The sequence below is a fragment of the Pseudomonas putida genome (genome assembly GCA_041071465.1).
Lineage (GTDB): Bacteria > Pseudomonadota > Gammaproteobacteria > Pseudomonadales > Pseudomonadaceae > Aquipseudomonas > Aquipseudomonas putida_P.
The window spans coordinates 317744-344448 of record CP163498.1 but is presented as its reverse complement, the minus strand read 5'-3'; the positions used below and the strand labels follow the sequence as shown (position 1 = coordinate 344448).

At 63.8% G+C, this 26705-nt stretch carries 28 protein-coding genes and 1 pseudogene; all 29 read left to right on the top strand.

Annotated elements, in window-relative coordinates:
• Positions 1-80: 80 nt before the first annotated feature.
• The 29 genes and pseudogenes from fliH to AB5975_01405 all read left to right on the top strand — a co-directional run bounded on the left by fliH (position 81) and on the right by AB5975_01405 (position 26670).
• Entirely contained in the window at positions 81-863 is a 783-nt protein-coding gene (gene fliH / locus AB5975_01545; protein ID XDR20674.1) for a flagellar assembly protein FliH, read from the top strand.
• Positions 853-2208: a flagellar protein export ATPase FliI gene (fliI, locus tag AB5975_01540; GenBank protein XDR20673.1), complete on the top strand. Its 1356-nt coding sequence runs from the start codon at positions 853-855 to the stop codon at positions 2206-2208. The genes fliH and fliI overlap by 11 nt, the downstream gene beginning before the upstream one ends.
• Positions 2209-2214: 6 nt before the next feature.
• Positions 2215-2667, top strand: a complete 453-nt coding sequence (gene fliJ, locus AB5975_01535) for a flagellar export protein FliJ (GenBank protein XDR20672.1) — start codon at positions 2215-2217, stop codon at positions 2665-2667.
• 191 nt (positions 2668-2858) lie between these two features.
• Positions 2859-3164: an STAS domain-containing protein gene (locus AB5975_01530; protein XDR20671.1), complete on the top strand. Its 306-nt coding sequence runs from the start codon at positions 2859-2861 to the stop codon at positions 3162-3164.
• Positions 3165-3172: 8 nt separating this feature from the next.
• Complete coding sequence (locus AB5975_01525; protein XDR20670.1) at positions 3173-4864, top strand: SpoIIE family protein phosphatase; 1692 nt, start codon at positions 3173-3175, stop codon at positions 4862-4864.
• A 48-nt stretch (positions 4865-4912) separates the two neighbouring features.
• Positions 4913-5260, top strand: coding sequence for an Hpt domain-containing protein (locus tag AB5975_01520; protein XDR20669.1), 348 nt, complete (start codon positions 4913-4915; stop codon positions 5258-5260).
• A 72-nt stretch (positions 5261-5332) separates the two neighbouring features.
• A complete protein-coding gene (locus AB5975_01515) occupies positions 5333-6583 on the top strand; it encodes a flagellar hook-length control protein FliK (protein ID XDR20668.1) in 1251 nt (416 codons plus the stop codon).
• Positions 6584-6801: 218 nt separating this feature from the next.
• Positions 6802-7299: a flagellar basal body-associated protein FliL gene (gene fliL, locus AB5975_01510; GenBank protein XDR20667.1), complete on the top strand. Its 498-nt coding sequence runs from the start codon at positions 6802-6804 to the stop codon at positions 7297-7299.
• Positions 7300-7308: 9 nt separating this feature from the next.
• Complete coding sequence (fliM, locus tag AB5975_01505; GenBank protein ID XDR20666.1) at positions 7309-8277, top strand: flagellar motor switch protein FliM; 969 nt, start codon at positions 7309-7311, stop codon at positions 8275-8277.
• Positions 8278-8324: 47 nt separating this feature from the next.
• On the top strand, positions 8325-8795 hold the full coding sequence (gene fliN, locus AB5975_01500; protein XDR20665.1) for a flagellar motor switch protein FliN: 471 nt from the start codon (positions 8325-8327) through the stop codon (positions 8793-8795).
• Complete coding sequence (fliO, locus tag AB5975_01495) at positions 8796-9242, top strand: flagellar biosynthetic protein FliO (GenBank protein XDR20664.1); 447 nt, start codon at positions 8796-8798, stop codon at positions 9240-9242.
• Positions 9242-9997 (top strand): flagellar type III secretion system pore protein FliP, encoded by a 756-nt coding sequence (fliP, locus tag AB5975_01490; protein XDR20663.1) that lies wholly within the window; start codon positions 9242-9244, stop codon positions 9995-9997. The genes fliO and fliP overlap by 1 nt, the downstream gene beginning before the upstream one ends.
• A gap of 21 nt (positions 9998-10018) precedes the next feature.
• On the top strand, positions 10019-10288 hold the full coding sequence (gene fliQ, locus AB5975_01485; GenBank protein ID XDR20662.1) for a flagellar biosynthesis protein FliQ: 270 nt from the start codon (positions 10019-10021) through the stop codon (positions 10286-10288).
• A gap of 7 nt (positions 10289-10295) precedes the next feature.
• Positions 10296-11071 (top strand): annotated as a pseudogene (fliR, locus tag AB5975_01480) (flagellar biosynthetic protein FliR).
• Positions 11072-11073: 2 nt separating this feature from the next.
• Entirely contained in the window at positions 11074-12216 is a 1143-nt protein-coding gene (gene flhB, locus AB5975_01475) for a flagellar biosynthesis protein FlhB (GenBank protein XDR20661.1), read from the top strand.
• Between the two features lie 203 nt (positions 12217-12419).
• On the top strand, positions 12420-14549 hold the full coding sequence (flhA, locus tag AB5975_01470; GenBank protein XDR20660.1) for a flagellar biosynthesis protein FlhA: 2130 nt from the start codon (positions 12420-12422) through the stop codon (positions 14547-14549).
• Positions 14550-14560: 11 nt separating this feature from the next.
• The gene (flhF, locus tag AB5975_01465) at positions 14561-15871 is read left to right on the top strand and encodes a flagellar biosynthesis protein FlhF (GenBank protein ID XDR20659.1); all 1311 of its coding nucleotides are present in this window, start codon (positions 14561-14563) and stop codon (positions 15869-15871) included.
• 93 nt (positions 15872-15964) lie between these two features.
• On the top strand, positions 15965-16798 hold the full coding sequence (fleN, locus tag AB5975_01460) for a flagellar synthesis regulator FleN (protein ID XDR20658.1): 834 nt from the start codon (positions 15965-15967) through the stop codon (positions 16796-16798).
• On the top strand, positions 16795-17535 hold the full coding sequence (gene fliA, locus AB5975_01455; protein XDR20657.1) for an RNA polymerase sigma factor FliA: 741 nt from the start codon (positions 16795-16797) through the stop codon (positions 17533-17535). The genes fleN and fliA overlap by 4 nt, the downstream gene beginning before the upstream one ends.
• A gap of 103 nt (positions 17536-17638) precedes the next feature.
• The gene (locus AB5975_01450) at positions 17639-18013 is read left to right on the top strand and encodes a chemotaxis response regulator CheY (protein XDR20656.1); all 375 of its coding nucleotides are present in this window, start codon (positions 17639-17641) and stop codon (positions 18011-18013) included.
• Between the two features lie 20 nt (positions 18014-18033).
• Complete coding sequence (locus tag AB5975_01445; GenBank protein XDR20655.1) at positions 18034-18822, top strand: protein phosphatase CheZ; 789 nt, start codon at positions 18034-18036, stop codon at positions 18820-18822.
• 12 nt (positions 18823-18834) lie between these two features.
• Complete coding sequence (locus tag AB5975_01440; protein XDR20654.1) at positions 18835-21069, top strand: chemotaxis protein CheA; 2235 nt, start codon at positions 18835-18837, stop codon at positions 21067-21069.
• A 46-nt stretch (positions 21070-21115) separates the two neighbouring features.
• Entirely contained in the window at positions 21116-22255 is a 1140-nt protein-coding gene (locus AB5975_01435; GenBank protein XDR20653.1) for a chemotaxis response regulator protein-glutamate methylesterase, read from the top strand.
• A complete protein-coding gene (locus AB5975_01430; GenBank protein XDR20652.1) occupies positions 22255-22995 on the top strand; it encodes a flagellar motor protein in 741 nt (246 codons plus the stop codon). Before AB5975_01435 ends, AB5975_01430 begins: the two co-directional genes overlap by 1 nt.
• 3 nt (positions 22996-22998) lie before the next feature.
• Entirely contained in the window at positions 22999-23856 is an 858-nt protein-coding gene (gene motD, locus AB5975_01425) for a flagellar motor protein MotD (protein ID XDR20651.1), read from the top strand.
• 214 nt (positions 23857-24070) lie between these two features.
• Positions 24071-24859 (top strand): ParA family protein, encoded by a 789-nt coding sequence (locus tag AB5975_01420; GenBank protein ID XDR20650.1) that lies wholly within the window; start codon positions 24071-24073, stop codon positions 24857-24859.
• Positions 24859-25752 carry a CheW domain-containing protein gene (locus AB5975_01415; GenBank protein XDR20649.1) on the top strand — a complete coding sequence of 298 codons (894 nt, stop codon included), beginning with the start codon at positions 24859-24861 and terminating at the stop codon, positions 25750-25752. Before AB5975_01420 ends, AB5975_01415 begins: the two co-directional genes overlap by 1 nt.
• Before the next feature lie 41 nt (positions 25753-25793).
• The gene (locus AB5975_01410; GenBank protein ID XDR20648.1) at positions 25794-26273 is read left to right on the top strand and encodes a chemotaxis protein CheW; all 480 of its coding nucleotides are present in this window, start codon (positions 25794-25796) and stop codon (positions 26271-26273) included.
• A gap of 1 nt (position 26274) precedes the next feature.
• Complete coding sequence (locus tag AB5975_01405) at positions 26275-26670, top strand: DUF2802 domain-containing protein (GenBank protein XDR20647.1); 396 nt, start codon at positions 26275-26277, stop codon at positions 26668-26670.
• Positions 26671-26705 lie beyond the last annotated feature (35 nt).

Below are 26705 nucleotides of genomic sequence, written 5' to 3'. Positions count from 1 at the left end.
CGGGCGTTGCCCGTGTTCGCGGGCATGCCCGCTCCCACAGAGACCCGCGTTGGTCGAACATGCGTTGAGTACCTGAAAACATGTCCACCAAAGAACATCACCCCAGCGACCTGATCCGCGCCCGCGACCTCGAAGGCGTGGACGTATGGGCGCTGCCCAGCTTCGACCCGGAACCCGAGCCTGAGCCCGAACCGGAGCCGGAGCCCGAGGTAGTCGAGGAAGAAGTCGAGGAAGTGCCGCTGGAAGAAGTCCAGCCACTGACCCTGGAAGAACTCGAGGCCATCCGCCAGGAAGCCTACAACGAAGGCTTTGCCACCGGTGAGCGCGAGGGCTTCCATAGCACCCAGCTCAAGGTCCGCCAGGAAGCCGAAGAGGCCCTGAAGACCAAGCTGGAAAGCCTCGACCGGCTGATGACCAACCTGATGGAGCCGATCGCTGAGCAAGACACGCAGATCGAGAAGGCCCTGGTCCACCTGGTTGCTCACATGACCCGCCAGGTAATCGGTCGCGAACTGCGGAGTGATTCCAGCCAGATCACCCAGGTACTGCGCGAAGCGCTCAAGCTGCTGCCCATGGGCGCGGACAATATCCGCATCCATCTCAACCCGCAGGATTTCGAGCTGGCCAAGGCCCTGCGCGAGCGCCATGAGGAAAGCTGGCGGCTGCTCGAGGACAGCGCGCTGCTACCAGGCGGCTGCCGTATCGAGACCGCGCACAGCCGCATCGACGCGACCATGGAAACCCGCATCGAGAAAGCCGTGGCGCAACTGTTCGATCAGTTGCACGACCATTCGCTGCACCCGGCGGCAGCGGATATGTCCATTGATCTGGACAGCCTGGTGGATACCCCGGATGCACCTTGAACGCACCAGCTTCGGCAAACGCCTGGGCAGTTATGCCGAGGCCATCGAACTGCCGGCCCAGCCCATCGTCGAAGGCCGCCTGCTGCGCATGGTTGGCCTCACCCTGGAAGCCGAAGGCCTGCGCGCTGCAGTCGGCAGCCGCTGCCTGGTAATCAACGACGACAGTTATCACCCGGTGCAGGTCGAAGCCGAAGTCATGGGTTTTGCCGGGCCCAAGGTATTCCTCATGCCGGTCGGCAGCATCGTCGGCATCGCTCCCGGCGCCCGGGTGGTGCCGCTGGATGACGGCGGCCGCCTGCCCATGGGCATGAGCATGCTCGGCCGGGTGCTCGACGGCGCCGGCCGTGCGCTGGATGGCAAGGGCGGGATGAAGGCCGAGGACTGGGTGCCGATGGACGGCCCGGTGATCAACCCGTTGAACCGCGACCCCATCAGCAAGCCGCTGGATGTGGGTATCCGCAGCATCAATGGCCTGCTCACCGTCGGTCGCGGCCAGCGCCTGGGCTTGTTCGCCGGTACCGGCGTGGGCAAGTCGGTGTTGCTGGGCATGATGACCCGCTTCACCGAAGCCGAAATCATCGTCGTCGGCCTGATCGGTGAGCGGGGCCGCGAGGTCAAGGAATTCATCGAGCATATCCTTGGTGAGGAAGGCCTCAAGCGCTCGGTTGTGGTCGCTTCGCCAGCCGACGATGCGCCGCTGATGCGCCTGCGCGCCGCCATGTACTGTACACGTATCGCCGAGTACTTCCGCGACAAGGGCAAGAACGTGCTGTTGCTGATGGACTCGCTGACTCGTTTCGCCCAGGCCCAGCGTGAAATTGCCCTCGCCATCGGCGAACCGCCGGCCACCCGGGGTTACCCGCCGTCGGTGTTCGCCAAGCTGCCCAAGCTGGTGGAGCGGGCCGGCAACGGCGAGCCAGGTGGTGGTTCGATCACCGCGTTCTACACTGTGCTGTCCGAGGGTGACGACCAGCAGGACCCGATTGCCGACTCGGCGCGTGGTGTGCTCGATGGCCACTTCGTGCTGTCGCGGCGGTTAGCCGAGGAAGGCCATTACCCGGCTATCGACATCGAAGCCTCGATCAGTCGGGTCATGCCTCAGGTGGTCGATGCAGACCATTTGCGCCAGGCGCAAAAGTTCAAGCAGCTGTGGTCGCGCCTGTCGCAAAGCCGTGACCTGATCAGTGTGGGTGCCTACGTGGCGGGTGGTGACCCGGAAACCGATCTGGCCATCGCCCTGCAGTCGAAGCTGGTGGAGTTTCTGCGCCAGGGCCTGCGCGAGAACGTGGGCATGGCGCAAAGCCGTGACCAGCTGGGGGCGATCTTCACGCCCCCGGCAGGCTGATAAGCCATGGCGCTGCCTGGACGTGCCGCGCGCCTGGCGCCGGTGGTGGACATGGCCGAAGAGGCCGAGCGCAAGGCGGCGCAGCGCCTTGGGCAGTTCCAGCAGCAGGTGGCCACTGCCCAGGCCAAGCTGGCCGAGCTCGAGCGGTTTCGCGAGGATTACCAGCTGCAGTGGATCAACCGCGGCGGGCAGGGGGTAAACGGTAGCTGGCTGGTCAATTACCAGCGCTTCCTCGGGCAGCTGGAAACGGCCATGACTCAGCAGCGCCAGAGCCTGGTCTGGCACCAGAACAACCTCAACAACGCCCGCGGCACCTGGCAGCAGGCCTATGCCCGGGTGGAAGGCCTGCGCAAGCTGGTACAGCGCTATCTGGAGGAAGCCCGGCGGGCCGAAGACAAGCGCGAGCAGCGCCTGCTCGACGAGCTGTCACAACGCCTGCCGCGGCAGAATCACCTATAGCCTGTACTAGCCTCTTCGCGGGTAAACCCGCTCCTACAGGCACGGCGCAGGATTCGAATTTGTGAAGGTCCTGTGGGAGCGGGTTAACCCGCGAAGAGGCCGGGACAGGCAGCCCACATGCTTGCCACCCCCGCCATCGCCTGCTAAACCTTTATGGAGTTGCATCCGCCATCATCGAAGGAATCGCTAGCATGGCAGTCGAGACTGATTTTTCGCAGGACGGGAAAAAGCTGACGATAAAGATCAAGGGGCGCTTCGATTTCGGCAAGCACCAGGAATTTCGCGACGCCTACGAACGCCAGTCCAGCCGGCCAGATTCGGTGGTCGTCGACCTGAAGGACACTACCTACCTCGACAGTTCCGCGCTCGGCATGCTGCTGTTGCTACGTGACCATGCGGGCGGCGATGATTCGGATGTGCGTGTGGTGCATGCCAGCTCCGACGTGCGCAAGATACTCGCCATCTCCAATTTCGAAAAACTCTTCGATATCAGTTGAGCGCCGACATGCCGGCCGAACAGGCGTTGACCGTGCTGGTGGCCGAAGACGGTGCCGCCGACCGCCTGCTGCTGGCGCAGATCGTGCGCCGTCAGGGTCATCAGGTATTTACCGCGGAAAACGGCGAGCAGGCGGTGGCGTTGTTCGTCGAGCGGCGCCCGCAACTGGTGCTGCTGGATGCGCTGATGCCGGTGATGGATGGCTTCGAGGCGGCGCGACAGATCAAGGCCCTGGCCGGCGAAGCGCTGGTGCCGATCATTTCCCTGACTTCATTGAACGAGGAGGAAGGCCTGGTGCGCTGCCTGGAGGCAGGGGGCGACGACTTCATGGCCAAGCCCTACAGTGCGGTGATCCTTGGTGCCAAGATCCGCGCCATGGACCGACTGCGCCGGCTGCAGGCCACCGTGCTGGAGCAGCGTGACCAGATTGCCCGGCACCACCACCACCTGCTCAACGAGCAGCGGGTGGCCAAGGCGGTGTTCGACAAGGTGGCCCACTCCGGCTGCCTTGCCGCGCCTAACATCCGCTACCTGCAATCGCCCTATGCGCTGTTCAATGGCGACCTGATGCTGGCCGCGTTCACCCCGTCCGGCGACATGCGTGTGCTGCTCGGCGACTTTACCGGTCACGGCCTGCCGGCGGCGGTAGGGGCGATGCCGCTGGCCGAAGTGTTCTACGGCATGACTGCCAAGGGCTACGGCATGGCGCAGGTCCTGCGCGAGATGAACGCCAAGCTCAAGCGCATCTTGCCGGTGGACATGTTCTGTTGTGCGCTGCTGCTCAACCTCAGCATGCAGCGCGGTTCGGTGGAGGTGTGGAACGGCGGTATGCCTGATGGCTATCGCCTGGCAGTGGATGGCCAGGTGCTGTCGGCGCTGGGTTCGCGACACCTGCCGCTGGGCATCCTGGACGCCGAGCGTTTCGATGACAGTACCGAAGTGCTGCCGCTGGCGCCGGGTGAGCGCCTGCTGCTGCTTTCGGACGGCGTGCTCGACACGGCCGACGACCAGGAGCGCCTGTTCGGCGTGCAGCGCCTGCGCAGGGTGCTGGCCGACAACCGTGACCCGGCGCGGCTGTTCGACGAAGTGATGCAGGCCCTGGAGCGCTTTGGCGGGCGCCTGCGCGATGACATCAGCCTGTGCGACATTCGTATGTTCTGTGCCGAGGAGCGGGTGCCGGCGCCGATGATCTACTCTGATAGCGGCCGCTCCAGCCCGCTGGACTGGTCGCTGGGGTTCGAGGTGCGTGGCGAGATCCTCAAACGCTTCAACCCGGTGCCGTACCTGGTGCAGTTGTTGCAGGAGATTCACGGCCTGCGTGCGCGCACCGGCAACCTGCACAGTGTGCTCAGCGAGCTTTATTCAAACGCGCTGGAGCATGGCGTGCTGGGCCTGGATTCGCAGCTCAAGCGCGATGGCCAAGGCTTTGCAGACTATTATCAAGAGCGAGCCCGGCGCCTCGGGGTGTTGACCGACGGTTATGTGCGCATCGATTTCAAGGTTGAACCGCATGCCGACGGCGGGCGTCTGATGATCGAGGTCCGTGACAGTGGTGCCGGGTTCGATGTGCAGGGCGTGCTGTCGCGGCCCACGCTGGAGCAGGGGCTGAGCGGGCGTGGCCTGAATCTGGTTCGGCGGCTGGCCAGCAGCGCGTGCTGGAGTGAAGGCGGGCGTTGCGCGCATGTGGAGTTCGTCTGGTGAGCCACGGGTTGGCTCGGGCATAATCTGGCTTGATCAAGGAGTGAACAAGTGACTGACATGCATATTGACCACAAGGTACTCAGCGACCTGCGTGAGGTCATGGAAGATGGCTACCTGCAGTTGGTGCAAACCTTTCTTGACGACTCCGAGCGGCGCCTGGGCCAGTTGCATGCGGCCAAAAATGCCGAAGAGCTCGGTTCTGCGGCCCACAGTTTCAAGGGTAGTAGCAGCAATATGGGCGCGGTTGCACTGGCCAGCCTGTGCCACCAACTGGAGGAGCGCGCACGGCGGCCCCCGCTGTATGGCATCGAAGACCTGATCACCCGCATCGACCAAGAGTTCGTCGAGGTGCAGCGCTTCTACCGAGGTGAGCAACAACGCATTTCGGCGGGTTGATACACGACTTGGCGCGAGTCTTGCCTGTCTCTGGCTGGATGATTTTTTTGTTTCTGGCGCGGAGACCGCTCGATGCCTGTCGCACCCAACCCATTGCTGCAAGGTAACGCCGTTGCCAATACCTCGCGTTCGGCCTCCGCACAGGCCGACAAGCCGCTGCAGGCGCCGGGCGACAAGGGTGACGGCTTCGGCCAGGTGATGGCCAGGCAGGGCCGCGACAAGGCCGCAGGGCAGGACGACAAGGTCGCCCAGGCCAAGCCAGAGGCGGCGCAGGGCGGCAAGAAAGCCGCTGCCGACAAACTCGCAGTTGCCGATGACGGCAAACAATTGCCAGCCGACGACCAGGCCAAGGCTGACACCGGCTTGCGCGATGCCAGCCTGGTGGCCGGCCAGGTAACCGACGCCCAGCCTGGCGCTCAACTGATCCAGGCGCAGGCCGAGGCGGTGGCGCCGGTGTTGCAGGCCGCCGCGGCGCAGGTCACCGCCGAGCTGCCCGAGGAGCCGGCCGCCGAGGAAGCCTTCGATCCCGACGCCGATCCTCTGGCCAACTTGCCGACCTTGCGTCTGGCGCTGGAGCAAAGCGCCCAGGCCAAAGGGGGGACTTCGGCGCATGCCCTGGACGCTTCGCAGGCTCAGGGCGAGGAGGGGCCGATGGCCGTCAATACCTTGGCGAATCTGGTCGAGAATGCCGGGGGTGAAGCGGGCGAGCCCGGCGACAAGGCCTTTGCTGCCTTGCTCGAAGATGGCCTGAAGGACACCAAGGGCGCTGGCAGCGATACGCGCATCGACGATTTCGCCAACCGCCTGGCCAACCTGACCCAGGCCGCCACGGCCAAGACCGCCAATGCCGTGCCGGCCAACGCCAGCCCATTGCACCAACCGCTGCCGATGAGCCAGAACGCCTGGGCCGAGGGCCTGGTCAACCGGGTCATGTACCTGTCCAGCCAGAACCTGAAGTCGGCGGATATCCAGCTGGAGCCGGCTGAACTGGGCCGCCTGGACATTCGCGTCAATGTTGCGACGGACCAGTCGACCCAGGTCACCTTCATCAGCGGCCACGCCGGCGTGCGTGACGCCCTCGACAGCCAGGTGCACCGCCTGCGCGAGCTGTTCGCCCAGCAGGGGCTGGCACAGCCGGATGTCAACGTGGCCGACCAGTCGCGCGGGCAGCAGCAACAGCAGCAGGGTCAGGCGCAGGGCAGCAACCTGTCCGGGGTGGCGGCGCGCCGGGCCGAGCAGGGCGGGGCCGAGGCAGTCGATAGCGCCCGGCCTGTGGAGCAGCAGATGGTTGTTGGCGACAGTGCGGTCGATTATTACGCGTAGATCCCGATTGCCTGTACTGGCCTCTTCGCGGGTAAACCCGCTCCCACAAGTACAGCGCAGGGTTCGAAGCCTGTGGAGGTCCTGTGGGAGCGGGTTCACCCGCGAAGAAGCCAGCCCGGTTGTCCCTGCTGAAAACTCCCTTCTGCAAAATCTGGCATAACACTTGCTCAAGCCAAGCCATTCTCCCTTGAACCCCCGATGGACGACGGATTATTGGCATGGCGAAGAGCGAAGCAGTCAAAGACCCCGCCACTAAAGGCAAACTCAAGCTGATCCTGCTGGCAGTAGTGGGCCTGTTGCTGGCGATCGGCCTGTCGGTGGGCGCTACCTGGTTCATCATGCACAAGAGCGAGCCGGCCCCGGCCGCCGATCCTGCAGCCAGCAACGTCAAGCCAGCGGCTATCTACGAAGCACTGACCCCGGCCTTCGTGGTCAACTTCAACCAGAACGGTCGCCAGCGCTACATGCAGGTGAGCATCACCCTGCAAGCGCGCAACCAGGCCGACCTGGATGCGCTCAAGGTGCACATGCCGGTGATCCGCAACAACCTGGTGATGATGTTCTCCGGGCAAGGCTTCGACACCCTGGCCGGCAGCCCGGTGGGGCAGGAAATGCTGCGTCAGAAGGCCACTGCAGTGGTCCAGGAAGTGGCGCAGAAGGAAGTCGGCAAGCCGGTCGTCGACCAGTTGCTGTTCACCAATTTCGTATTGCAGTAGGAGTCCGCAATGGCCGTACAGGACCTGCTGTCCCAGGATGAAATCGATGCCCTGTTGCATGGCGTCGACGACGGGCTGGTGCAGACCGAGAGTGCATCCGAGCCTGGCAGCATCAAAAGCTACGACCTGACCAGTCAGGACCGTATCGTGCGGGGTCGCATGCCGACCCTGGAAATGATCAACGAGCGCTTCGCCCGCTACACCCGTATCAGCATGTTCAACCTGCTGCGCCGCTCCGCCGACGTGGCGGTGGGTGGCGTGCAGGTGATGAAGTTTGGCGAATACGTGCACTCGCTGTACGTGCCGACCAGCCTCAACCTGGTCAAGATCAAGCCGCTGCGCGGCACTTCGCTGTTCATCCTCGATGCCAAGCTGGTGTTCAAGCTGGTGGACAACTTCTTCGGCGGCGATGGCCGCCATGCCAAGATCGAAGGCCGCGAGTTCACCCCCACCGAGTTGCGCGTGGTGCGCATGGTGCTGGACCAGTGCTTCGTCGACCTCAAGGAAGCCTGGCAGGCAATCATGCCGGTCACCTTCGAGTACATGAACTCCGAGGTCAACCCGGCCATGGCCAACATTGTCGGCCCCAGCGAGGCGGTGGTGGTGTCCACTTTCCACATCGAACTGGACGGCGGTGGCGGCGACCTGCATGTGACCATGCCGTACTCGATGATCGAGCCGGTGCGGGAAATGCTCGACGCCGGTTTCCAGTCCGACCTGGACGACCAGGACGAGCGCTGGGTCAAGGCCCTGCGCGAAGACGTGCTGGATGTTGCCGTGCCGCTGACCGCCACCGTAGCCCGTCGCCAGTTGAAGCTGCGCGACATCCTGCACATGCAGCCTGGCGACGTGATCCCGGTGGAGCTGCCCGAGCACCTGGTGCTGCGTGCCAACGGCGTGCCGTCGTTCAAGGCGCGCCTGGGTTCGCACAAGGGCAACCTGGCGCTGCAGATCATCGACCCGATCGAACGCCGCTGACGGCGTGCCGATCGCACATAACGAATTGAATGCCTGTCGAGGAAACCATGGCTAACGAAAACGAGATTACCTCCGCAGAGGACCAGGCGCTGGCCGATGAGTGGGCTGCGGCACTGGAAGAAACCGGTGCAGCCGGCCAGGCCGACATTGATGCACTGCTGGGTGGTGACACCGGCAGCAGCACCAGCGGGCCGGGACGCCTGCCGATGGAGGAGTTCGCCAGCTCGCCGAAGCCGAACGAAAACGTCAGCCTCGAAGGCCCGAACCTGGACGTGATCCTGGATATCCCGGTGAACATTTCCATGGAAGTGGGCAGCACCGAGATCAACATCCGCAACCTGCTGCAGCTCAACCAGGGCTCGGTGATCGAGCTCGACCGCCTGGCCGGCGAACCGCTCGACGTGCTGGTCAACGGCACGCTGATCGCCCATGGCGAGGTAGTGGTGGTCAACGAGAAGTTCGGCATCCGCCTGACCGACGTGATCAGCCCCAGCGAACGTATCAAGAAGCTGCGCTGAGTGAAGGGCACGATGCGCGCCATCGCGGCGGCTGCCGCGCTGCTCGCCAGCCAGGCTTGCCTGGCCGCTGCCACACCGGCGGCCACACCGGCAACCGCACCTGGCAGCCTCGGTGGGCAGCTGGCGCAGATGGTTTTCGGCCTGCTGCTGGTGGTCGGCCTGATCTTCTTCCTGGCCTGGTTGCTGCGGCGTCTGCAAAGCACGGCGGTGAAGGGCGGGCAGGTGATCGAGATCGTCGGCAGCCGGGCCATCGGCCCGCGTGACCGCCTGCTGCTGGTGCAAGTGGGCAAGGAGCAGATCCTGATCGGCCATACCCCTGGCAGCATCGAGGCCCTGCATGTGCTGGCCGAGCCCGTGGAAGTGCCGGAAAACGCCCGCCAGGCGACGCCGGAGTTTGCCCAGCGGCTGATGGAGCTGATGGGCAAGGACCCTAAGGACAAGAAGTGATGAGTGGCGCGCTGCGTGTGTTGTTGACTCTGGCGCTGCTGCTGGCTGCGCCGCTGGCCCTGGGTGCCGACCCGCTGTCGATCCCGGCCATTACCCTGTCCAATACCCCGGACGGGCAGCAGGAATATTCGGTCAGCCTGCAGATCCTGCTGATCATGACTGCGCTCAGCTTCATCCCTGCGTTCGTCATCCTGATGACCAGCTTCACCCGCATCATCATCGTGTTCTCGATCCTGCGTCAGGCCTTGGGCCTGCAGCAGACGCCGTCGAACCAGTTGCTGACCGGCATGGCGCTGTTCCTGACCATGTTCATCATGGCGCCGGTGTTCGACCGGGTGAACCAGGACGCCCTGCAGCCGTACCTGAAGGAGCAGATGACCGCCCAGCAGGCCATCGACAAGGCCCAGGGGCCGCTCAAGGACTTCATGCTGGCACAAACCCGGCAAAGCGACCTCGACCTGTTCATGCGCCTGTCCAAGCGTACAGACATCGCCGGCCCGGACCAGGTGCCGCTGACGATCCTGGTGCCGGCGTTCGTCACCTCCGAGCTGAAGACCGCGTTCCAGATCGGTTTCATGATTTTCATCCCGTTCCTGATCATCGACATGGTGGTGGCCAGCGTGCTGATGGCCATGGGCATGATGATGCTGTCGCCACTGATCATCTCGCTGCCGTTCAAGATCATGCTGTTCGTGCTGGTCGATGGCTGGGCGCTGATCATGGGTACCCTGGCCAGTAGTTTCGGCGGCGTCTGACGCCGTCAAGGAGAGCCGCCGATGACACCTGAAGTCGCTGTCGACCTGTTCCGTGATGCGTTATGGCTTACCACGCTGATGGTTGCCGTGCTGGTGGTGCCGAGCCTGCTGGTGGGCCTGGTGGTGGCGATGTTCCAGGCCGCCACGCAGATCAACGAACAGACCCTGAGTTTCCTGCCGCGCCTGTTGGTGATGCTGGTGACGTTGATCATCGCCGGGCCGTGGCTGGTGCAGAAGTTCATGGAGTACATCACCAGTCTCTACACCAACATCCCGCAGCTGATCGGTTGACGCGCCGATGCTGGAGCTGACCGACACGCAGATCGGCACCTGGGTCGCGACCTTCATCCTGCCGTTGTTCCGGGTGACGGCGGTGCTGATGACCATGCCCATCCTCGGCACTCGCATGCTGCCGGCGCGGGTGCGCCTGTACGTGGCGGTGGCTATTACCGTGGTAATCGTCCCGGCACTGCCCCCCTGCCTGAGTTCGACCCGCTGAGCCTGCGCGGTTTGCTGCTGTGTGCCGAGCAGATCATTGTCGGCGCGCTGTTCGGCCTGGCGTTGCAGTTGCTGTTCCAGGTGTTCGTGATTGCCGGGCAGATCGTCGCGGTGCAGATGGGTATGGCCTTCGCTTCGATGGTCGACCCAGCCAACGGGGTCAACGTCACGGTGATCAGCCAGTTCATGACCATGCTGGTAAGTGTGTTGTTCCTGCTGATGAATGGCCACCTGGTGGTGTTCGAGGTGCTGACCGAAAGCTTCACCACCTTGCCGGTGGGCAACGCACTGGTAGTCAACCATTTCTGGGAGCTGGCCGGGCGCCTGGGCTGGGTATTTGCCGCAGGCCTGCTGCTGATTCTGCCGGTGATCGCCGCGCTGTTGGTCGTGAACATTGCCTTTGGTGTGATGACCCGCGCCGCGCCGCAACTGAACATTTTCTCCATCGGTTTCCCGCTGACCCTGGTCATGGGCATGTTCATTTTCTGGGTCGGCCTGGCCGATGTGCTGTCCCACTACCAGGCATTGGCCAGCGAAGCGCTGCACTGGCTGCGTGAACTGGCGAGGGCGCGCTGAGCATGGCGGAAAGCGAGAGCGGTCAGGACAAGACAGAAGACCCCACCGAAAAGCGCAAGCGCGATGCTCGCGAGAAAGGCGAGATCGCGCGCTCCAAGGAGCTGAACACGGTGGCGGTGACCCTGGCCGGCGCCGGTGGTCTGCTGGCGTTCGGCGGCCACCTGGCCGAGACGCTGCTGGAGATGATGCGCATGAACTTCAGCCTGACCCGCGACATCATCGTCGACGAGCGGGCTATGAGCGCCTTCCTGTTGGCCTCGGGCAAGATGGCGATTTGGGCGACGCAGCCGGTGCTGATCCTGCTCTTCGTGATCTCCTTCGTGGCACCCATCGCGCTGAGCGGTTTCCTGTTCTCCGGCAGCCTGCTGCAGCCCAAGTTCAGCCGCATGAACCCGCTGTCGGGTATCAAGCGCATGTTCTCGATGCACGCCCTGACCGAGCTGCTCAAGGCGCTGGCCAAGTTCTTCGTGATCCTAGTGGTGGCGGTGGTGGTGCTGGTCAGCGATCGCCAGGCCTTGCTGTCGATCGCCAACGAGCCGCTGGAGCAGGCAATCATCCACAGCTTGCAGGTAGTGGGCTGGAGTGCGTTGTGGATGTCGGCCGGGCTGCTGCTGATCGCGGCGGCGGACGTGCCGTTCCAGCTGTGGCAGACCCACAGGAAAATGAAGATGACCAAGCAGGAAGTGCGCGACGAGTACAAGGACAGCGAAGGCAAGCCTGAGGTCAAGCAGCGTATTCGCCAGCTGCAGCGCGAGGTATCGCAGCGGCGCATGATGGCGGCTGTGCCGCAGGCCGACGTGATCATCACCAACCCGACGCATTATGCGGTGGCCTTGCAGTACGACCCGGAGAAAGGCGGGGCAGCGCCGTTGCTGCTTGCCAAGGGGACGGATTTCATTGCCTTGAAGATTCGCGAGATCGGTGTGGAGCACAAGGTCCAGATCCTCGAATCACCGGCATTGGCGCGGGCGATCTACTACTCCACCGAGCTCGAACAGGAAATCCCTGCCGGGCTTTACCTGGCGGTGGCGCAGGTGCTGGCCTACGTGTTCCAGATCCGCCAGTACCGGGCTGGCAAGGGCAAGCGGCCAGAGCCGCTTAAGGACGACCTGCCGATTCCGCCGGACCTGCGCCGCGACAGTTGACCTTGTGTCAGGGCTTCTGGCCCTTTCGCGGGTGAACCCGCTCCCACAGGTCCTCTGCTGCGGTCCCTGTGGGAGCGGGTTCACCCGCGAAGAGGCCGGAACAGGCAACATAAATCCCCCATCGAGCAAAGTTGGAAAGCTTCTTGCAAAGCCAGCGCCAGGCGCCCCCTGTGCGTCAAAGTTTTGCATCAAGAGGACTCGCGGTGGATCGCACTCAGTTAATCAGCAACGCCCGTAACAACCTGGCCGGGCTCGGTCGGGGCAACCTGGGTGTACCGCTGTTGCTGCTGGTGATGTTGGCAATGATGATGTTGCCGATACCGCCGTTCCTGCTCGATGTGTTCTTCACTTTCAACATCGCCCTGTCGATCGTGGTCCTGCTGGTCTGCGTCTACGCCCTGCGCCCGCTCGACTTCGCTGCGTTCCCTACCATCCTGCTGGTGGCCACGCTGTTGCGCCTGGCCCTGAACGTGGCTTCCACCCGGGTGGTGATGCTGCATGGCCAGGAGGGCCATGGCGCCGCCGGCAAGGTGATCCAGGCCTTCGGCGAGGTGGTGATCGGCGGTAACTACGTGGTCGGTGCCGTGGTGTTCGCCATCCTCATGATCATCAACTTCGTGGTGGTGACCAAGGGTGCCGGGCGTATCTCGGAGGTGAGCGCGCGTTTCACCCTCGACGCCATGCCCGGCAAGCAGATGGCCATCGACGCCGATCTCAACGCAGGCCTGATCGACCAGGCCCAGGCCAAGCACCGTCGTGCCGAAGTGGCGCAGGAGGCCGAGTTCTACGGTTCGATGGACGGTGCCAGCAAGTTCGTTCGCGGTGACGCCATCGCCGGTTTGCTGATCCTGTTCATCAACCTGATCGGCGGCATGCTGATCGGCATGCTGCAGCACGGCATGAGCTTTGGCGATGCCGGCAAGGTGTACGCCTTGCTGACCATCGGTGACGGTTTGGTGGCGCAATTGCCATCACTGCTGCTGTCGACCGCTGCCGCGATCATGGTTACCCGCGCCTCGGGCTCCGAGGACATGGGCAAGCTGATCAACCGGCAGATGTTCGATTCGCCCAAGGCCCTGGCGGTGTCCGGCGCGCTGATGATCGTCATGGGCCTGGTGCCGGGCATGCCGCACGTGGCCTTCCTCAGCCTTGGCCTGCTGGCTGGTGGTGGCGCGTACCTGGTGTGGAAGAAGCAGCAGAAGGCCAAGGCGCAGGCGCTGCAGGAAGCGCAGCGCCAGCAGGACCTGCTGCCATCGCCACAACGCGCGCTGGAAACCAAGGAGCTGGGCTGGGATGACGTCACGCCGATCGACATGATTGGCCTGGAGGTCGGCTACCGGCTGATCCCGCTGGTCGATCGCAACCAGGGTGGCCAATTGCTGGCGCGAATCAAGGGCGTGCGCAAGAAGCTGTCGCAGGACCTGGGCTTCCTCATGCCCACCGTGCACATCCGCGACAACCTTGACCTGCAGCCCAGCGCCTATCGCCTGACCCTGATGGGGGTGATCCTGGCCGAAGCCGAGATCTACCCGGATCGCGAACTGGCAATCAACCCGGGGCAGGTGTTCGGTACTCTCAACGGCATTGCCGCACGCGATCCGGCGTTCGGCCTGGAGGCCGTGTGGATTGATGTCGGCCAGCGTTCCCAGGCGCAGTCGCTGGGCTACACCGTGGTCGATGCCAGTACCGTGGTGGCTACGCACCTGAACCAGATTCTGCAGAAGCACTGCCACGAACTGATCGGCCATGAAGAGGTCCAGCAACTGCTGCAGGTGTTGGCCAAGGCATCGCCTAAACTTGCAGAAGAGCTGGTGCCGGGTGTCATTTCGTTGTCGGGCCTGCTCAAGGTGCTGCAGGCGCTGTTGTCGGAACAGGTGCCCGTACGCGATATCCGCAGTATCGCCGAGGCGATCGCTAACAACGCCGGCAAGAGTCAAGATACCGCCGCGCTGGTGGCGGCGGTGCGCGTCGGATTGTGTCGCGCCATCGTGCAAAGCATTGTCGGCGTTGAGTCGGAGCTGCCAGTGATTACCCTGGAGCCAAGGTTGGAACAGATTTTGCTCAATAGTCTGCAAAGGGCCGGGCAAGGTCAGGAAGACGGTGTTCTTCTGGAACCGAGCATGGCCGAGAAGCTGCAGCGTTCGTTGATCGAGGCGGCCCAGCGCCAGGAAATGCAGGGCCAACCGGCCATCCTCCTGGTCGCCGGCCCGATCCGCGCCATGCTGTCGCGTTTCGGTCGTCTGGCTGTACCGAATTTGCATGTTCTGGCGTATCAGGAAATACCGGACAACAAGCAAGTCACCATCGTTGCCACCGTGGGCCCTAACGGCTGAGGTAGGGGATAATGCAAGTTAAGCGATTTTTCGCCGCCGATATGCGTCAGGCCATGAAGCTGGTCCGTGATGAGCTGGGCGCCGATGCCGCCATCATCGGCAACCGTCGCATCGCCGGCGGTGTCGAACTGACGGCCGCGCTGGACTACAAGCTGTCTGCCCTGGCCCCGCGTGTGCCCAACGCCGAACTGGAAGAAGAGCTGCGCAAGACCCATACGCGCATCGCCACTGCCCAGGCCGAACTGGATCATCGTCAGGACAGCAGCGACAACAACCGCCAATTGTTCGCCGGGCAGTCGCTGACCGCCGCCGAGCCGTTGGTCGAACCGCACATCGATGCGCCCGAGGCCGCTGCGCCAGCCCCTGCGTCGGCGCCGGTCGATCCGCGCCTGTTCGATGCCATGCGCTCCGAGCTTTCGGGCCTGCGCGAGCTGCTGGAAGTGCAGCTCGGCTCGCTGGCCTGGAACCAGCTGCAAGGCAGCAAGCCGCAGCAGGCCACCGTCTGGCGCCGGCTGCAGCGCATCGGTCTGTCCGGGCCGATCGCCCGTGAGCTGCTGGACCTGACCGCCGAGATCGACGAGCCACGTCAGGCCTGGCGCATGTTGCTGGCGCATCTGGCGCGGATGATCGAAATCCCCGAGGTCGAGCCGATCGAAGAGGGTGGGGTGATCGCCATGGTCGGCCCGGCCGGCATGGGCAAGACCACCACCCTGGCCAAGCTGGCCGCCCGCTACGTGCTCAAGTACGGCGCGCAGAACCTGGCGCTGGTGAGCATGGACAGCTTCCGCATCGGCGCCCAGGAGCAGCTCAAGACCCTGGGCCGCATCCTTAACGTGCCTGTGACCTACGTCGACCCGGGCCAGTCGCTGGCCGCGGCGCTGGAGCCGCTGCTGCGCAAGCGCGTGGTGCTGATCGATACCGCTGGCCTGCAGGCCAGTGACCCGGCCCTGCGCATGCAACTTGAAACCCTGGCCGGGCGTGGCATTGCCGCGAAGAACTACCTGGTGCTGGCCACCACCAGCCAGAAGCAGGTGCTGACTGCTGCCTACCACAGCTACAAGCGCTGCGGCCTGGCTGGTTGCATCCTGACCAAACTCGATGAAACGGCGAGCCTTGGCGATGTGCTGAGCCTTGCCATCAGTCATGAACTGCCAGTGGCCTACCTGACCGATGGGCCGCGCATTCCTGACGACCTGCACCTGCCTCGGGGGCACCAGTTGGTCACCCGCGCGGTCAATGTGCAGCAGCAGGACGAGCCCAGCGAAGAGGCCATGGCCGACATGTTCGCTGATCTCTATCACAACCCACGGCGAGCGGGTTGATGATGAAGTGTGTGCAAGGTAGCTATGCCAAAGGGTACGCAGAATTGCCCTACGTGTGGCCTGAGTCCCAGCGAGACAAGGTAAAGAACAGACATGGGTAGCATGCATCCCGTACAGGTGATCGCCGTGACCGGTGGCAAAGGTGGCGTCGGCAAGACTAACGTTTCAGTGAACCTGTCCCTGGCGCTGGCCGAGCTTGGCCGCAGGGTCATGCTGCTCGACGCCGACCTGGGCCTGGCCAATGTCGACGTGCTGCTGGGCCTTACCCCCAAGCGGACCCTGGCCGATGTCATCGAAGGGCGCTGCGAATTGCGCGACGTGATGTTGCAGGGCCCCGGTGGTGTGCGCATCGTACCGGCTGCCTCGGGCACGCAGAGCATGGTGCACCTGGCCCCGGCCCAGCATGCCGGGCTGATCCAGGCGTTCAGCGAAATTGGCGACAACCTCGACGTGCTGGTGATCGACACCGCGGCGGGTATCGGTGATTCGGTGGTCAGCTTCGTCCGCGCGGCACAGGAGGTGCTGCTGGTGGTATGCGACGAACCCACCTCGATCACCGACGCCTACGCCCTGATCAAGCTGCTCAACCGCGACTACGGCATGAACCGTTTCCGCGTGCTGGCCAACATGGCGCAGAGCCCGCAGGAAGGCCGTAACCTGTTCGCCAAGCTGACCAAGGTCACCGACCGTTTCCTCGACGTTGCCCTGCAGTATGTGGGTGCTGTGCCGTATGACGAGTGCGTGCGCAAGGCGGTGCAGAAGCAGCGTGCCGTGTACGAAGCTTTCCCACGGTCCAAGTGCGCGCTGGCCTTCAAGGCGATAGCCCAGAAGGTCGACAGCTGGCCGCTGCCGGCCAACCCGCGTGGCCATCTGGAGTTCTTTGTCGAGCGTCTGGTGCAACCCACCAGCGCGGGTCCAGTGCTATGAACGCCAGCGGTTTCAAGATGTACAGCCGAGCGTCGAAAGACGCCCAGTACGAGCTGATCGAACGCTACGCCCCGCTGGTCAAGCGCATTGCCTACCACCTGCTGGCGCGGTTGCCGGCCAACGTGCAGGTCGAGGACCTGATCCAGGCCGGCATGATCGGCCTGCTGGAAGTAGCCAACAAATACGACGCCAGCAAGGGCGCCAGCTTTGAAACCTACGCCGGCATCCGCATTCGCGGGGCCATGCTCGATGAAGTGCGCAAGGGCGACTGGGCACCGCGTTCGGTGCACCGCAACACCCGCATGGTCAGCGACGCGATGCGTGCGGTTGAAGCCAGAACCGGACGTGACGCTAAAGATCATGAAGTTGCTGCCGAACTCCAATTGAGTCTCGATGATTACTACGGGATCTTGAACGATACCTTGGGCAGCCGCCTGTTCAGCTTCGACGACCTGTTGCAGGACGGCGAGCACGAAGGGCTGCATGAGGATGGTGCCAGTGGCCAGGTAGAACCTGCGCGTGGCCTGGAGGACGAGCGCTTCCAGGTCGCCCTGACCGAGGCCATCGCCAACCTGCCGGAGCGTGAGCGCCTGGTGCTGGCGCTGTACTACGACGAAGAGCTGAACCTCAAGGAAATCGGTGAGGTGCTGGGGGTCAGCGAGTCGCGGGTCAGCCAGTTGCACAGCCAGTGTGCCGCGCGCCTGCGCAGCCGCCTGGGGGAATGGCGGGCGCGTTGAGCCCGCTGTCGTTGCAGTCGTTTTCTACGTTGTACCGAATTGTGAATGCGCGCTCGGGGCCGAGCGCGTTTGAGACTGCTTGGAGGTCTACTTGAACAAAGACATGAAAATCCTCATCGTTGACGACTTTTCGACGATGCGGCGGATCATCAAGAACCTGTTGCGTGACCTGGGCTTCACCAACACCGAAGAAGCCGATGACGGCACCACGGCGCTGCCGATGCTGGAGAACGGCCACTACGACTTCCTGGTGACCGACTGGAACATGCCTGGCATGTCCGGCATCGACCTGCTGCGTAAAGTGCGTGCCAGCGACAAGCTGAAGAGCATGCCGGTACTGATGGTGACCGCCGAAGCCAAGCGCGACCAGATCATCGAAGCGGCCCAGGCCGGCGTCAATGGTTACGTGGTCAAGCCGTTCACCGCCCAGGTGCTCAAAGAAAAGATCGAGAAGATCTTCGAACGCGTCAACGGCTGAGTCACGTCAGGGGGCGCGCCATGGATTCATCACAAACGTCTTTGGGCGAGTTCGAATCGACCCTGAAGAAGCATGCCCAGGAGCTGGTCGAAAGCCTGGAGCGGGGCCGTTTCGGCGAGGCGGTGCAGCTGATTCATGAGCTGAACCAGACCCGCGACCGCGGCCTGTACCAGGAAGTCGGCAAGCTGACCCGCGAGCTGCACAGTGCCATCGTCAGTTTCCAGATCGACCCGACCATGCCGCAGGCCGAGGGGGTGTCGCAGATTACCGACGCCACCGAGCGCCTGTCTTACGTGGTCAGGCTTACCGAGGGCGCGGCCAACCGCACCATGGACCTGGTCGAGGAAAGCACCCCGGTGCTCAACGATTTGGCCAGCGAGGCACATGCACTGAGCGCCGACTGGCAGCGTTTCATGCGCCGTGAAGTGGCTGCGCCGGAGTTCCGTGACCTGGTCAAACGCATCGACAGTTTCCTGACGCACAGCGCCGAGGGCAACCGCAAGGTCGCCGGGCACCTCAACGACATTCTGCTGGCCCAGGACTATCAGGACCTGACCGGCCAGGTGATCAAGCGCGTCACCACCCTGGTCACCGAGGTGGAAAGCAACCTGCTCAAACTGGTGCTGATGGCCAGCCAGGTCGACCGCTTCGCGGGCATCCAGCATGACCACGATCAGCTGCGCGCAGAAAAAGATCGAGAAAAACATCCGACTCGGGGTGAAGGTCCGCAGATTCATGCCGATAAGCGTGAAGACGTTGTGTCCGGTCAGGACGATGTCGATGATCTGCTGTCCAGCCTGGGTTTTTAAGGAGCACGTTTGATGAGCTTCGGCGCCGATGAAGAAATCCTCCAGGATTTCCTGGTAGAAGCCGGCGAAATTCTTGAGCAACTGTCCGAGCAACTGGTCGAGCTGGAAAGCCGGCCCGACGATGCCGACCTGCTCAATGCGATCTTTCGCGGTTTCCACACTGTAAAAGGGGGCGCCGGCTTCCTTCAGCTGAACGAGCTGGTGGAGTGCTGCCATATCGCCGAGAACGTGTTCGATGTCCTGCGCAAAGGTGAGCGCCGGGTCGACGCGGAACTGATGGATGTGGTGCTCGAGGCACTGGATACGGTCAACAGCATGTTTGGCCAGGTGCGCGAGCGCACCGAAGTGACCCCGGCTACCCCCGAGCTTTTGGCGGCGCTGTCGCGCCTGGCCGAGCCGGGGGGCGCCGTGGCCGTTGAAGCGCCTGCCGCCGCAGCACCGGCACCGGTTGCCGAAGCGCCTGCCGAGGAGCAGGACATCACCGACAGCGAGTTCGAACAGCTGCTCGATTCGCTCGATGCGGTCAAGGCGCAAGCTGCGGCCGACGAGCAGATGCAGGGCGAGACCGTGAGCGGTGAAGGTGACGAAATCACCGACGCCGAGTTCGAGTCGCTGCTCGACCAGTTGCACGGCAAAGGCCAGTTCAGCGCCGAGGTTGCCGCGCAGCCGGTTGCCAGCGCGCCGGAAGTGGCCAGCGACGAAATTACCGACGCCGAATTCGAATCACTGCTGGACCAGTTGCATGGCAAGGGTACCTTCCAGGCCGATGCCTTGCCCGCTGCCAAGGCGCCGGCGCCTGCTGCAACTGACACCAGTGCAGCCAGCGATGAAATCAGCGAGCACGAGTTCGAGGCGCTGCTGGACCAGTTGCACGGCAAAGGCAAGTTTGGCGGCGACGTGGCCGCCGTCGAAGCCCCGGCTGCAACCAAGGTGCAAGCGCCGGCAGCGGCCAAGGCCGACAGCCAGCCCGTGGCCAAGCCAGCAGCAGCTGCTGCCCCGGCTCCTGCGCCTGCCAGCAAACCTGCTGCAGCACCCCGCGCCCCTGCCCCGGCCGCCGACAAGCATGGCGCCAGCGAAGCGGAAACCACTGTGCGGGTCGATACCGCGCGCCTGGACGAGATCATGAACATGGTCGGCGAACTGGTGCTGGTGCGTAACCGTCTGGTGCGCCTGGGCCTTAACAGCGGTGACGAGGCCATGTCCAAGGCCGTGTCCAACCTCGACGTGGTCACCGCCGACCTGCAGACCGCGGTGATGAAAACCCGCATGCAGCCGATCAAGAAAGTCTTCGGCCGCTTCCCGCGCCTGGTGCGTGACCTGGCCCGCCAGCTCAAGAAAGAAATCAACCTGGAGCTGGTCGGCGAAGAGACCGACCTCGACAAGAACCTGGTCGAGGCCCTGGCCGACCCGTTGGTGCACCTGGTGCGCAATGCCGTCGACCATGGCGTGGAGATGCCCGAGGAGCGTGAAGCCTCCGGCAAGGCGCGTACCGGCCGCGTGGTGCTGTCGGCCGAGCAGGAAGGCGACCACATCCTGCTGTCGATCTCCGACGACGGCAAGGGCATGGACCCTAACATCCTGCGCGCCAAGGCCGTGGAAAAGGGCCTGATGGACAAGGATGCCGCCGAGCGCCTGAGCGAGTCGGACTGCTACAACCTGATCTTCGCCCCGGGCTTCTCGACCAAGACCGAGATTTCCGACGTGTCCGGTCGTGGTGTGGGCATGGACGTGGTGAAGACCAAGATCTCCCAGCTCAACGGCTCGATCAACATCTTCTCGGCCAAGGGCCAAGGCTCGAAGATCGTCATCAAAGTGCCGCTGACCCTGGCGATCATGCCCACCCTGATGGTGATGCTGGGCAACCAGGCGTTTGCCTTCCCGCTGGTCAACGTCAACGAGATTTTCCACCTCGACCTGTCGCGCACCAACGTGGTCGACGGCCAGGAAGTGGTGATCGTACGCGACAAGGCGCTGCCGCTGTTCTACCTCAAGCGCTGGCTGGTCCAGGGCCAGGTGCACGAAGAGCAGCACGAGGGCCACGTGGTGATCCTGTCGGTCGGCACCCAGCGCATCGGCTTTGTCGTCGATCAACTGGTTGGCCAGGAAGAAGTGGTAATCAAGCCGCTGGGCAAGATGCTGCAGGGCACCCCGGGCATGTCCGGGGCCACCATCACCGGCGACGGTCGCATCGCGTTGATTCTCGACGTCCCGAGCATGCTCAAGCGTTACGCCGCGCGGCGTATTTGATTTCGGTGGCGCACCCTGGCGGGTTGCGCCGCCTAATGGAGTGTTTATGGCAGTCAAGGTCCTGGTGGTGGATGATTCCGGTTTCTTCCGCCGCCGCGTCTCGGAAATCCTCTCGGCGGATCCGACGATCCAGGTAGTGGGTACCGCGACCAACGGCAAGGAAGCAATCGACCAGGCGCTGGCGCTGAAGCCCGATGTCATCACCATGGACTACGAAATGCCCATGATGGACGGCATCACCGCGGTGCGGCACATCATGCAGCGCTGCCCGACGCCGGTGTTGATGTTCTCGTCGCTGACCCATGAAGGCGCCCGTGTCACCCTCGATGCGCTGGATGCCGGTGCGGTGGATTACCTGCCGAAGAACTTCGAGGACATCTCGCGCAACCCCGACAAGGTCAAGCAACTGCTGTGCGAGAAGGTGCATACCATTTCCCGCAGCAACCGCCGTTTTGGCAGCTACGCCAGCCATGCGCCGGTTGCCGCACCCGTACCCGCGCCAGCAGGCAGCGGTCACGCAGCTGCCAGCAGTTTCGCCAGCCCGGCAGCGGCGCGCACGCCTGCGCCTGCCCGTGCAGCGGCCCCGGCAGCGGCGCCAGCGCATTCGCCGGCACCCAAGCGCAAGCCATACAAACTGGTGGCCATCGGTACCTCCACGGGCGGCCCGGTCGCCCTGCAGCGGGTGCTGACCCAGCTGCCGGCCAACTTCCCGGCGCCGATCGTACTGATCCAGCACATGCCGGCGGCGTTCACCAAGGCCTTTGCCGAGCGCCTGGACAAGCTGTGCCGCATCAGCGTCAAGGAAGCCGAGGACGGCGACATGCTGCGCCCGGGCCTGGCCCTGCTGGCCCCAGGTGGCAAGCAGATGATGATCGACGGCCGTGGCGCGGTGAAAATCCTGCCCGGTGACGAGCGTCTGAACTACAAACCGTGCGTGGACATCACCTTCGGCTCGGCGGCCAAGTCGTATGGCGACAAGGTGCTGTCGGTGGTGCTTACCGGCATGGGTGCCGATGGTCGTGAAGGGGCGCGCCTGCTCAAGCAGGGCGGCAGCACGGTCTGGGCCCAGGATGAAGCCAGCTGCGTGATCTATGGCATGCCCATGGCCATCGTCAAGGCCAACCTGGCCGACGCGGTGTACAGCCTGGACGAAATCGGCAAGCACCTGGTGGAGGCGTGCGTCTGATGGACGTGCTCAGCCTGATCGGCCTGATCCTCGCGTTTGTCGCCATCGTCGGTGGCAACTTCCTCGAAGGCGGCCATGTCGGCGCCCTGATCAATGGCCCGGCGGCACTGATCGTGCTGGGCGGCACCCTGGCGGCGGCCTTGCTGCAGTCGCCGCTGTCGTCGTTCAAGCGTGCCTTGCAGATTCTGCGCTGGATCCTGTTTCCGCCACGGGTCGACCTGGCGGGCGGGATCGACCGCGTCGTCAACTGGAGCCTGACCGCGCGCAAGGAAGGCCTGCTGGGCCTGGAAGGGGTGGCTGACAGCGAGCCTGACCCTTATGCGCGCAAGGGCCTGCAGCTGCTGGTGGATGGTGCCGAGCCGGAGGCCATCCGCAGCATCCTCGAAGTCGACTTCCTGACCCAGGAAAGCCGTGATATCCAGGCCGCGAAGGTGTTCGAGAGCATGGGCGGCTACGCGCCGACAATCGGCATCATCGGTGCGGTGATGGGCCTGATTCACGTGATGGGCAACCTGGCCGACCCGTCGCAGTTGGGCAACGGCATTGCCGTGGCCTTTGTCGCGACCATCTACGGCGTGGCCAGCGCCAACCTGGTGCTGCTGCCGATCGCCAGCAAGCTCAAGGCCATCGTCATGCGCCAGTCGCGCTACCGCGAGATGCTGCTCGAGGGCCTGCTGTCGATTGCCGAGGGTGAGAACCCGCGCTCGATCGAGCTGAAGCTGCAAGGCTTCATGGAGTAACCCATGCGTCGCCGTCGTCATACCGAGGAGCACGAAAACCACGAACGCTGGCTGGTGTCGTACGCCGACTTCATTACTCTGCTGTTCGCCTTTTTCGTGGTGATGTACTCGATTTCCTCGATCAACGAGGGCAAGTACAAGGTCATTTCCCAGGCCTTGCTCGGGGTGTTCAACGACCCCGAGCGCAGCATGAAGCCGATCCCCATCGGTGAAGAGCGGCCGCTGAGCGTGCGCCCGGCCGAGCCGTTGGTGAAGGACAGCGAGCAGACCGATGCGGGCCTTGGGGCGACCAGTATTGACCCGCTGAAAACCATCAGCGATGACGTGCGCGATGCCTTTGGCGACCTGATCAAGAGCGACCAGATGACTGTGCGCGGCAATGAACTGTGGATCGAGATCGAGCTCAATTCCTCGTTGCTGTTCGGCAGCGGCGATGCCATGCCCAGCGACAAGGCATTTGCGATCATCGAGAAAGTGGCCGGCATTCTCAAGCCGTTCGCCAACCCGGTTCACGTCGAAGGCTTTACCGATAACTTGCCGATCCGCACTGCGCAGTACCCGACCAACTGGGAGTTGTCTTCGGCTCGGGCGGCAAGCATCGTGCGCCTGCTGGCCATGGAAGGGGTCAACCCGGCACGCATGGCCTCGGTCGGCTATGGCGAGTACCAGCCGGTTGCCAGCAACGACACTGCCGAAGGCCGTGCGCGCAATCGCCGCGTGGTGCTGGTGATTTCGCGCAACCTCGAAGTGCGCCGCAGCCTGACTGGCTCGGGCAGTGCCAATGCCACGCCGGATGCTGCATTGCGCCGGGCTGGCACACAAAGTGCACCGGCAACGCCAGCAACGGTGGCGGGGCAGTGATTCGTCAATTCCCCGACGCTGCCAAGTAGTTGAATGTAGCGGTCCTCTGTGGGAGCGGGTTCACCCGCGAAGAAGGTGACACGGTGCATGGCACCGGCTGCGCCGGTGTTCGCGGGTAAACCCGCTCCTACACTGATCGCGCCAGCTTTCCGATGTTGAGCAAGACAGTTGCCCCAGCAGTGTCCCTGCCAAATCAATAGATAGAGTTTGCTTGATGAGAGTCTGGGCAGTAGCCAATCAAAAAGGTGGCGTCGGCAAGACCACCACTACCATCGCCCTGGCCGGCCTGCTGGCCGAGGCCGGCAAGCGCGTGGTCGTCGTCGACCTCGACCCGCACGGCTCGATGACCAGCTATTTCGGGCACAACCCCGATGCCCTGGAGCACAGCTGCTACGACCTGTTCCTGCACAAGGGCGCGGTGCCCGAGGGCCTACCGGGGCAACTGCTGCTGCCCACCAGTGACGAACGCATCTCGCTGTTGCCGTCGAGTACCGCGCTGGCAGTGCTGGAGCGCCAGTCACCGGGGCAGAACGGCCTGGGCCTGGTAATCGCCAAGAGTCTGGCGCAGCTGTGGCAGGATTTCGACTATGCCCTGATCGACAGCCCACCCTTGCTCGGTGTGCTGATGGTCAATGCCCTGGCAGCCAGCCAGCAGCTGGTGATTCCGGTGCAAACCGAATTTCTCGCGGTCAAGGGCCTGGAGCGCATGGTCGGGACCCTGGCCATGGTCAACCGCTCGCGCAAGCAGGCGCTGCCGTACCAGATAGTGCCGACCTTGTTCGACCGCCGCACCCAGGCCTCGCTGGCCACGCTCAAGCTGCTGCGTGACACCTACGGCCAGCATGTGTGGCAGGGCTACATCCCGGTGGATACGCGCCTGCGCGATGCCAGCCGCAAGGGCGTCACGCCCTCGCAATTCGACAGCAAGAGCCGCGGGCTGGTTGCCTACAGGGCGCTGCTCAAGCACCTGCTGACCTACAAGACTGCAGCGCAGGTGGCCTGATGACCCAGACCCGGCAAACCAGTACGCGGCCACAGATGGCCCTACAGTCGTACCTCGACGGCCTGCTGCAGGAAGCCACCGAAGCCGAAGACCTGTTCGAGGCGCCAGCGGCGGCGGACGAGTTCGCCGAAGCGGTGCGCGAAGAGCAGGTGCGTGATGCCTTGCAGCAAGCCAGGCCGGCGTCAGCCGAAGCAACCGTCAGCCCCGCACCACGGCCGTTCGCCGAGCCCAGGCTGGCGGTGCTGCCACAGGTGATGCCGGTGGAGGCACCGGTAGTGACGGTGGTCGAGCGCGAGGTGGTGGCCGAGGCCAGCATCCCGGTGCTGGTCGAGGAGCAGACCGTGGAGGCGGCCGTGCCGCTGGTGGACGTACACCTGCCGGCGCCGCAGGTACCCGTGCCCCCGGCCACGGTCGATGGCCGCCCGGTCTGGGCCGCCGAGCCGTTCGAATGCCTGCTGTTCGACGTGGCGGGCCTGACCCTGGCGGTGCCGCTGGTGTGCCTGGGCTCGATCTACACCCTGGCCGGCCAGGAACTGACACCACTATTCGGCCAGCCGGATTGGTTTCTCGGCATCCTGACCTGCCAGGCCGGCAACCTGAAGGTGCTGGACACCGCGCGCTGGGTGATGCCCGATCGCTACCGCGATGATTTTCGCCAGGGCCTGCAGTACGTGATTTCCGTGCAGGGCTACGAATGGGGGCTGGCCGTACACCAGGTCAGCCGCTCGCTGCGCCTGGACCCGTCCGAGATCAAGTGGCGCAGCCAGCGTGGCCAGCGCCCGTGGCTGGCCGGCACGGTTATTGAACACATGTGTGCGCTGCTCGACGTCGCTGCACTGGCCGAGCTGATCGCCAGTGGTGCGGTCAAGCAGATGCACGCCAAACAGAAATGACACCGAACACACCGCCTATGGCGGATTTTGAGGGTAGGGGAATGAAAAAGTCGTCTGCACAAGGTTCCGAAGATCCGATCCTGCAATGGGTTACCTTCCGTCTGGACAATGAGTCCTACGGCATCAACGTGATGCAGGTGCAGGAAGTGTTGCGCTACACCGAGATCGCCCCGGTGCCGGGTGCACCAAGCTACGTGCTGGGCATCATCAACCTGCGCGGCAACGTGGTGACCGTGATCGACACCCGCCAGCGCTTTGGCCTTATGCCGACTGAAGTCACCGACAACACCCGTATCGTCATCATCGAGGCCGACAAGCAAGTGGTCGGTATCCTGGTCGACAGCGTGGCCGAGGTGGTCTACCTGCGCCAGTCCGAGATCGAGACCGCGCCGAACGTGGGTAACGAAGAGTCGGCCAAGTTCATCCAGGGCGTGTGCAACAAGAACGGCGAACTGCTGATCCTGGTCGAGCTGGACAAGATGATGACCGAGGAAGAGTGGTCCGAGCTGGAGAACATCTGAGTTGATCCTCGAGGTTGCTGTCATCTTCCTGGCGCTGGTCTGGGCGCTGAGCCTGTGGTTTTTCCTCAACTACAGCAAGCGCCAGCGCGAGCTGGCTGCGCAGCAGGCAGCGGGTGACGCGCTGCGTGACCAGCGCATCAAGGACCTGGCCAAGCGCCTGGATGATTACCAGAACGGTACCGTGCGCATGGGCGAGGCGCTGCATGACTTGCGCGTGGCGGTTGCGCCGCTGCCCGACAAGATCCAGCAACTGGAACAGCGCGACCCGCACAACGTCACCTTCACCCAGGCGGCCAAGCTGGTGGGCATGGGCGCCAGCGTGGCCGAGCTGACCGAAAGCTGCGGCCTGACCCAGGCCGAGGCAGAGCTGATGAGCAAGCTGCATCGCGGCAACTGATTGCCATGAGTCTTGTGCGGCCCCAGGCACAGCGG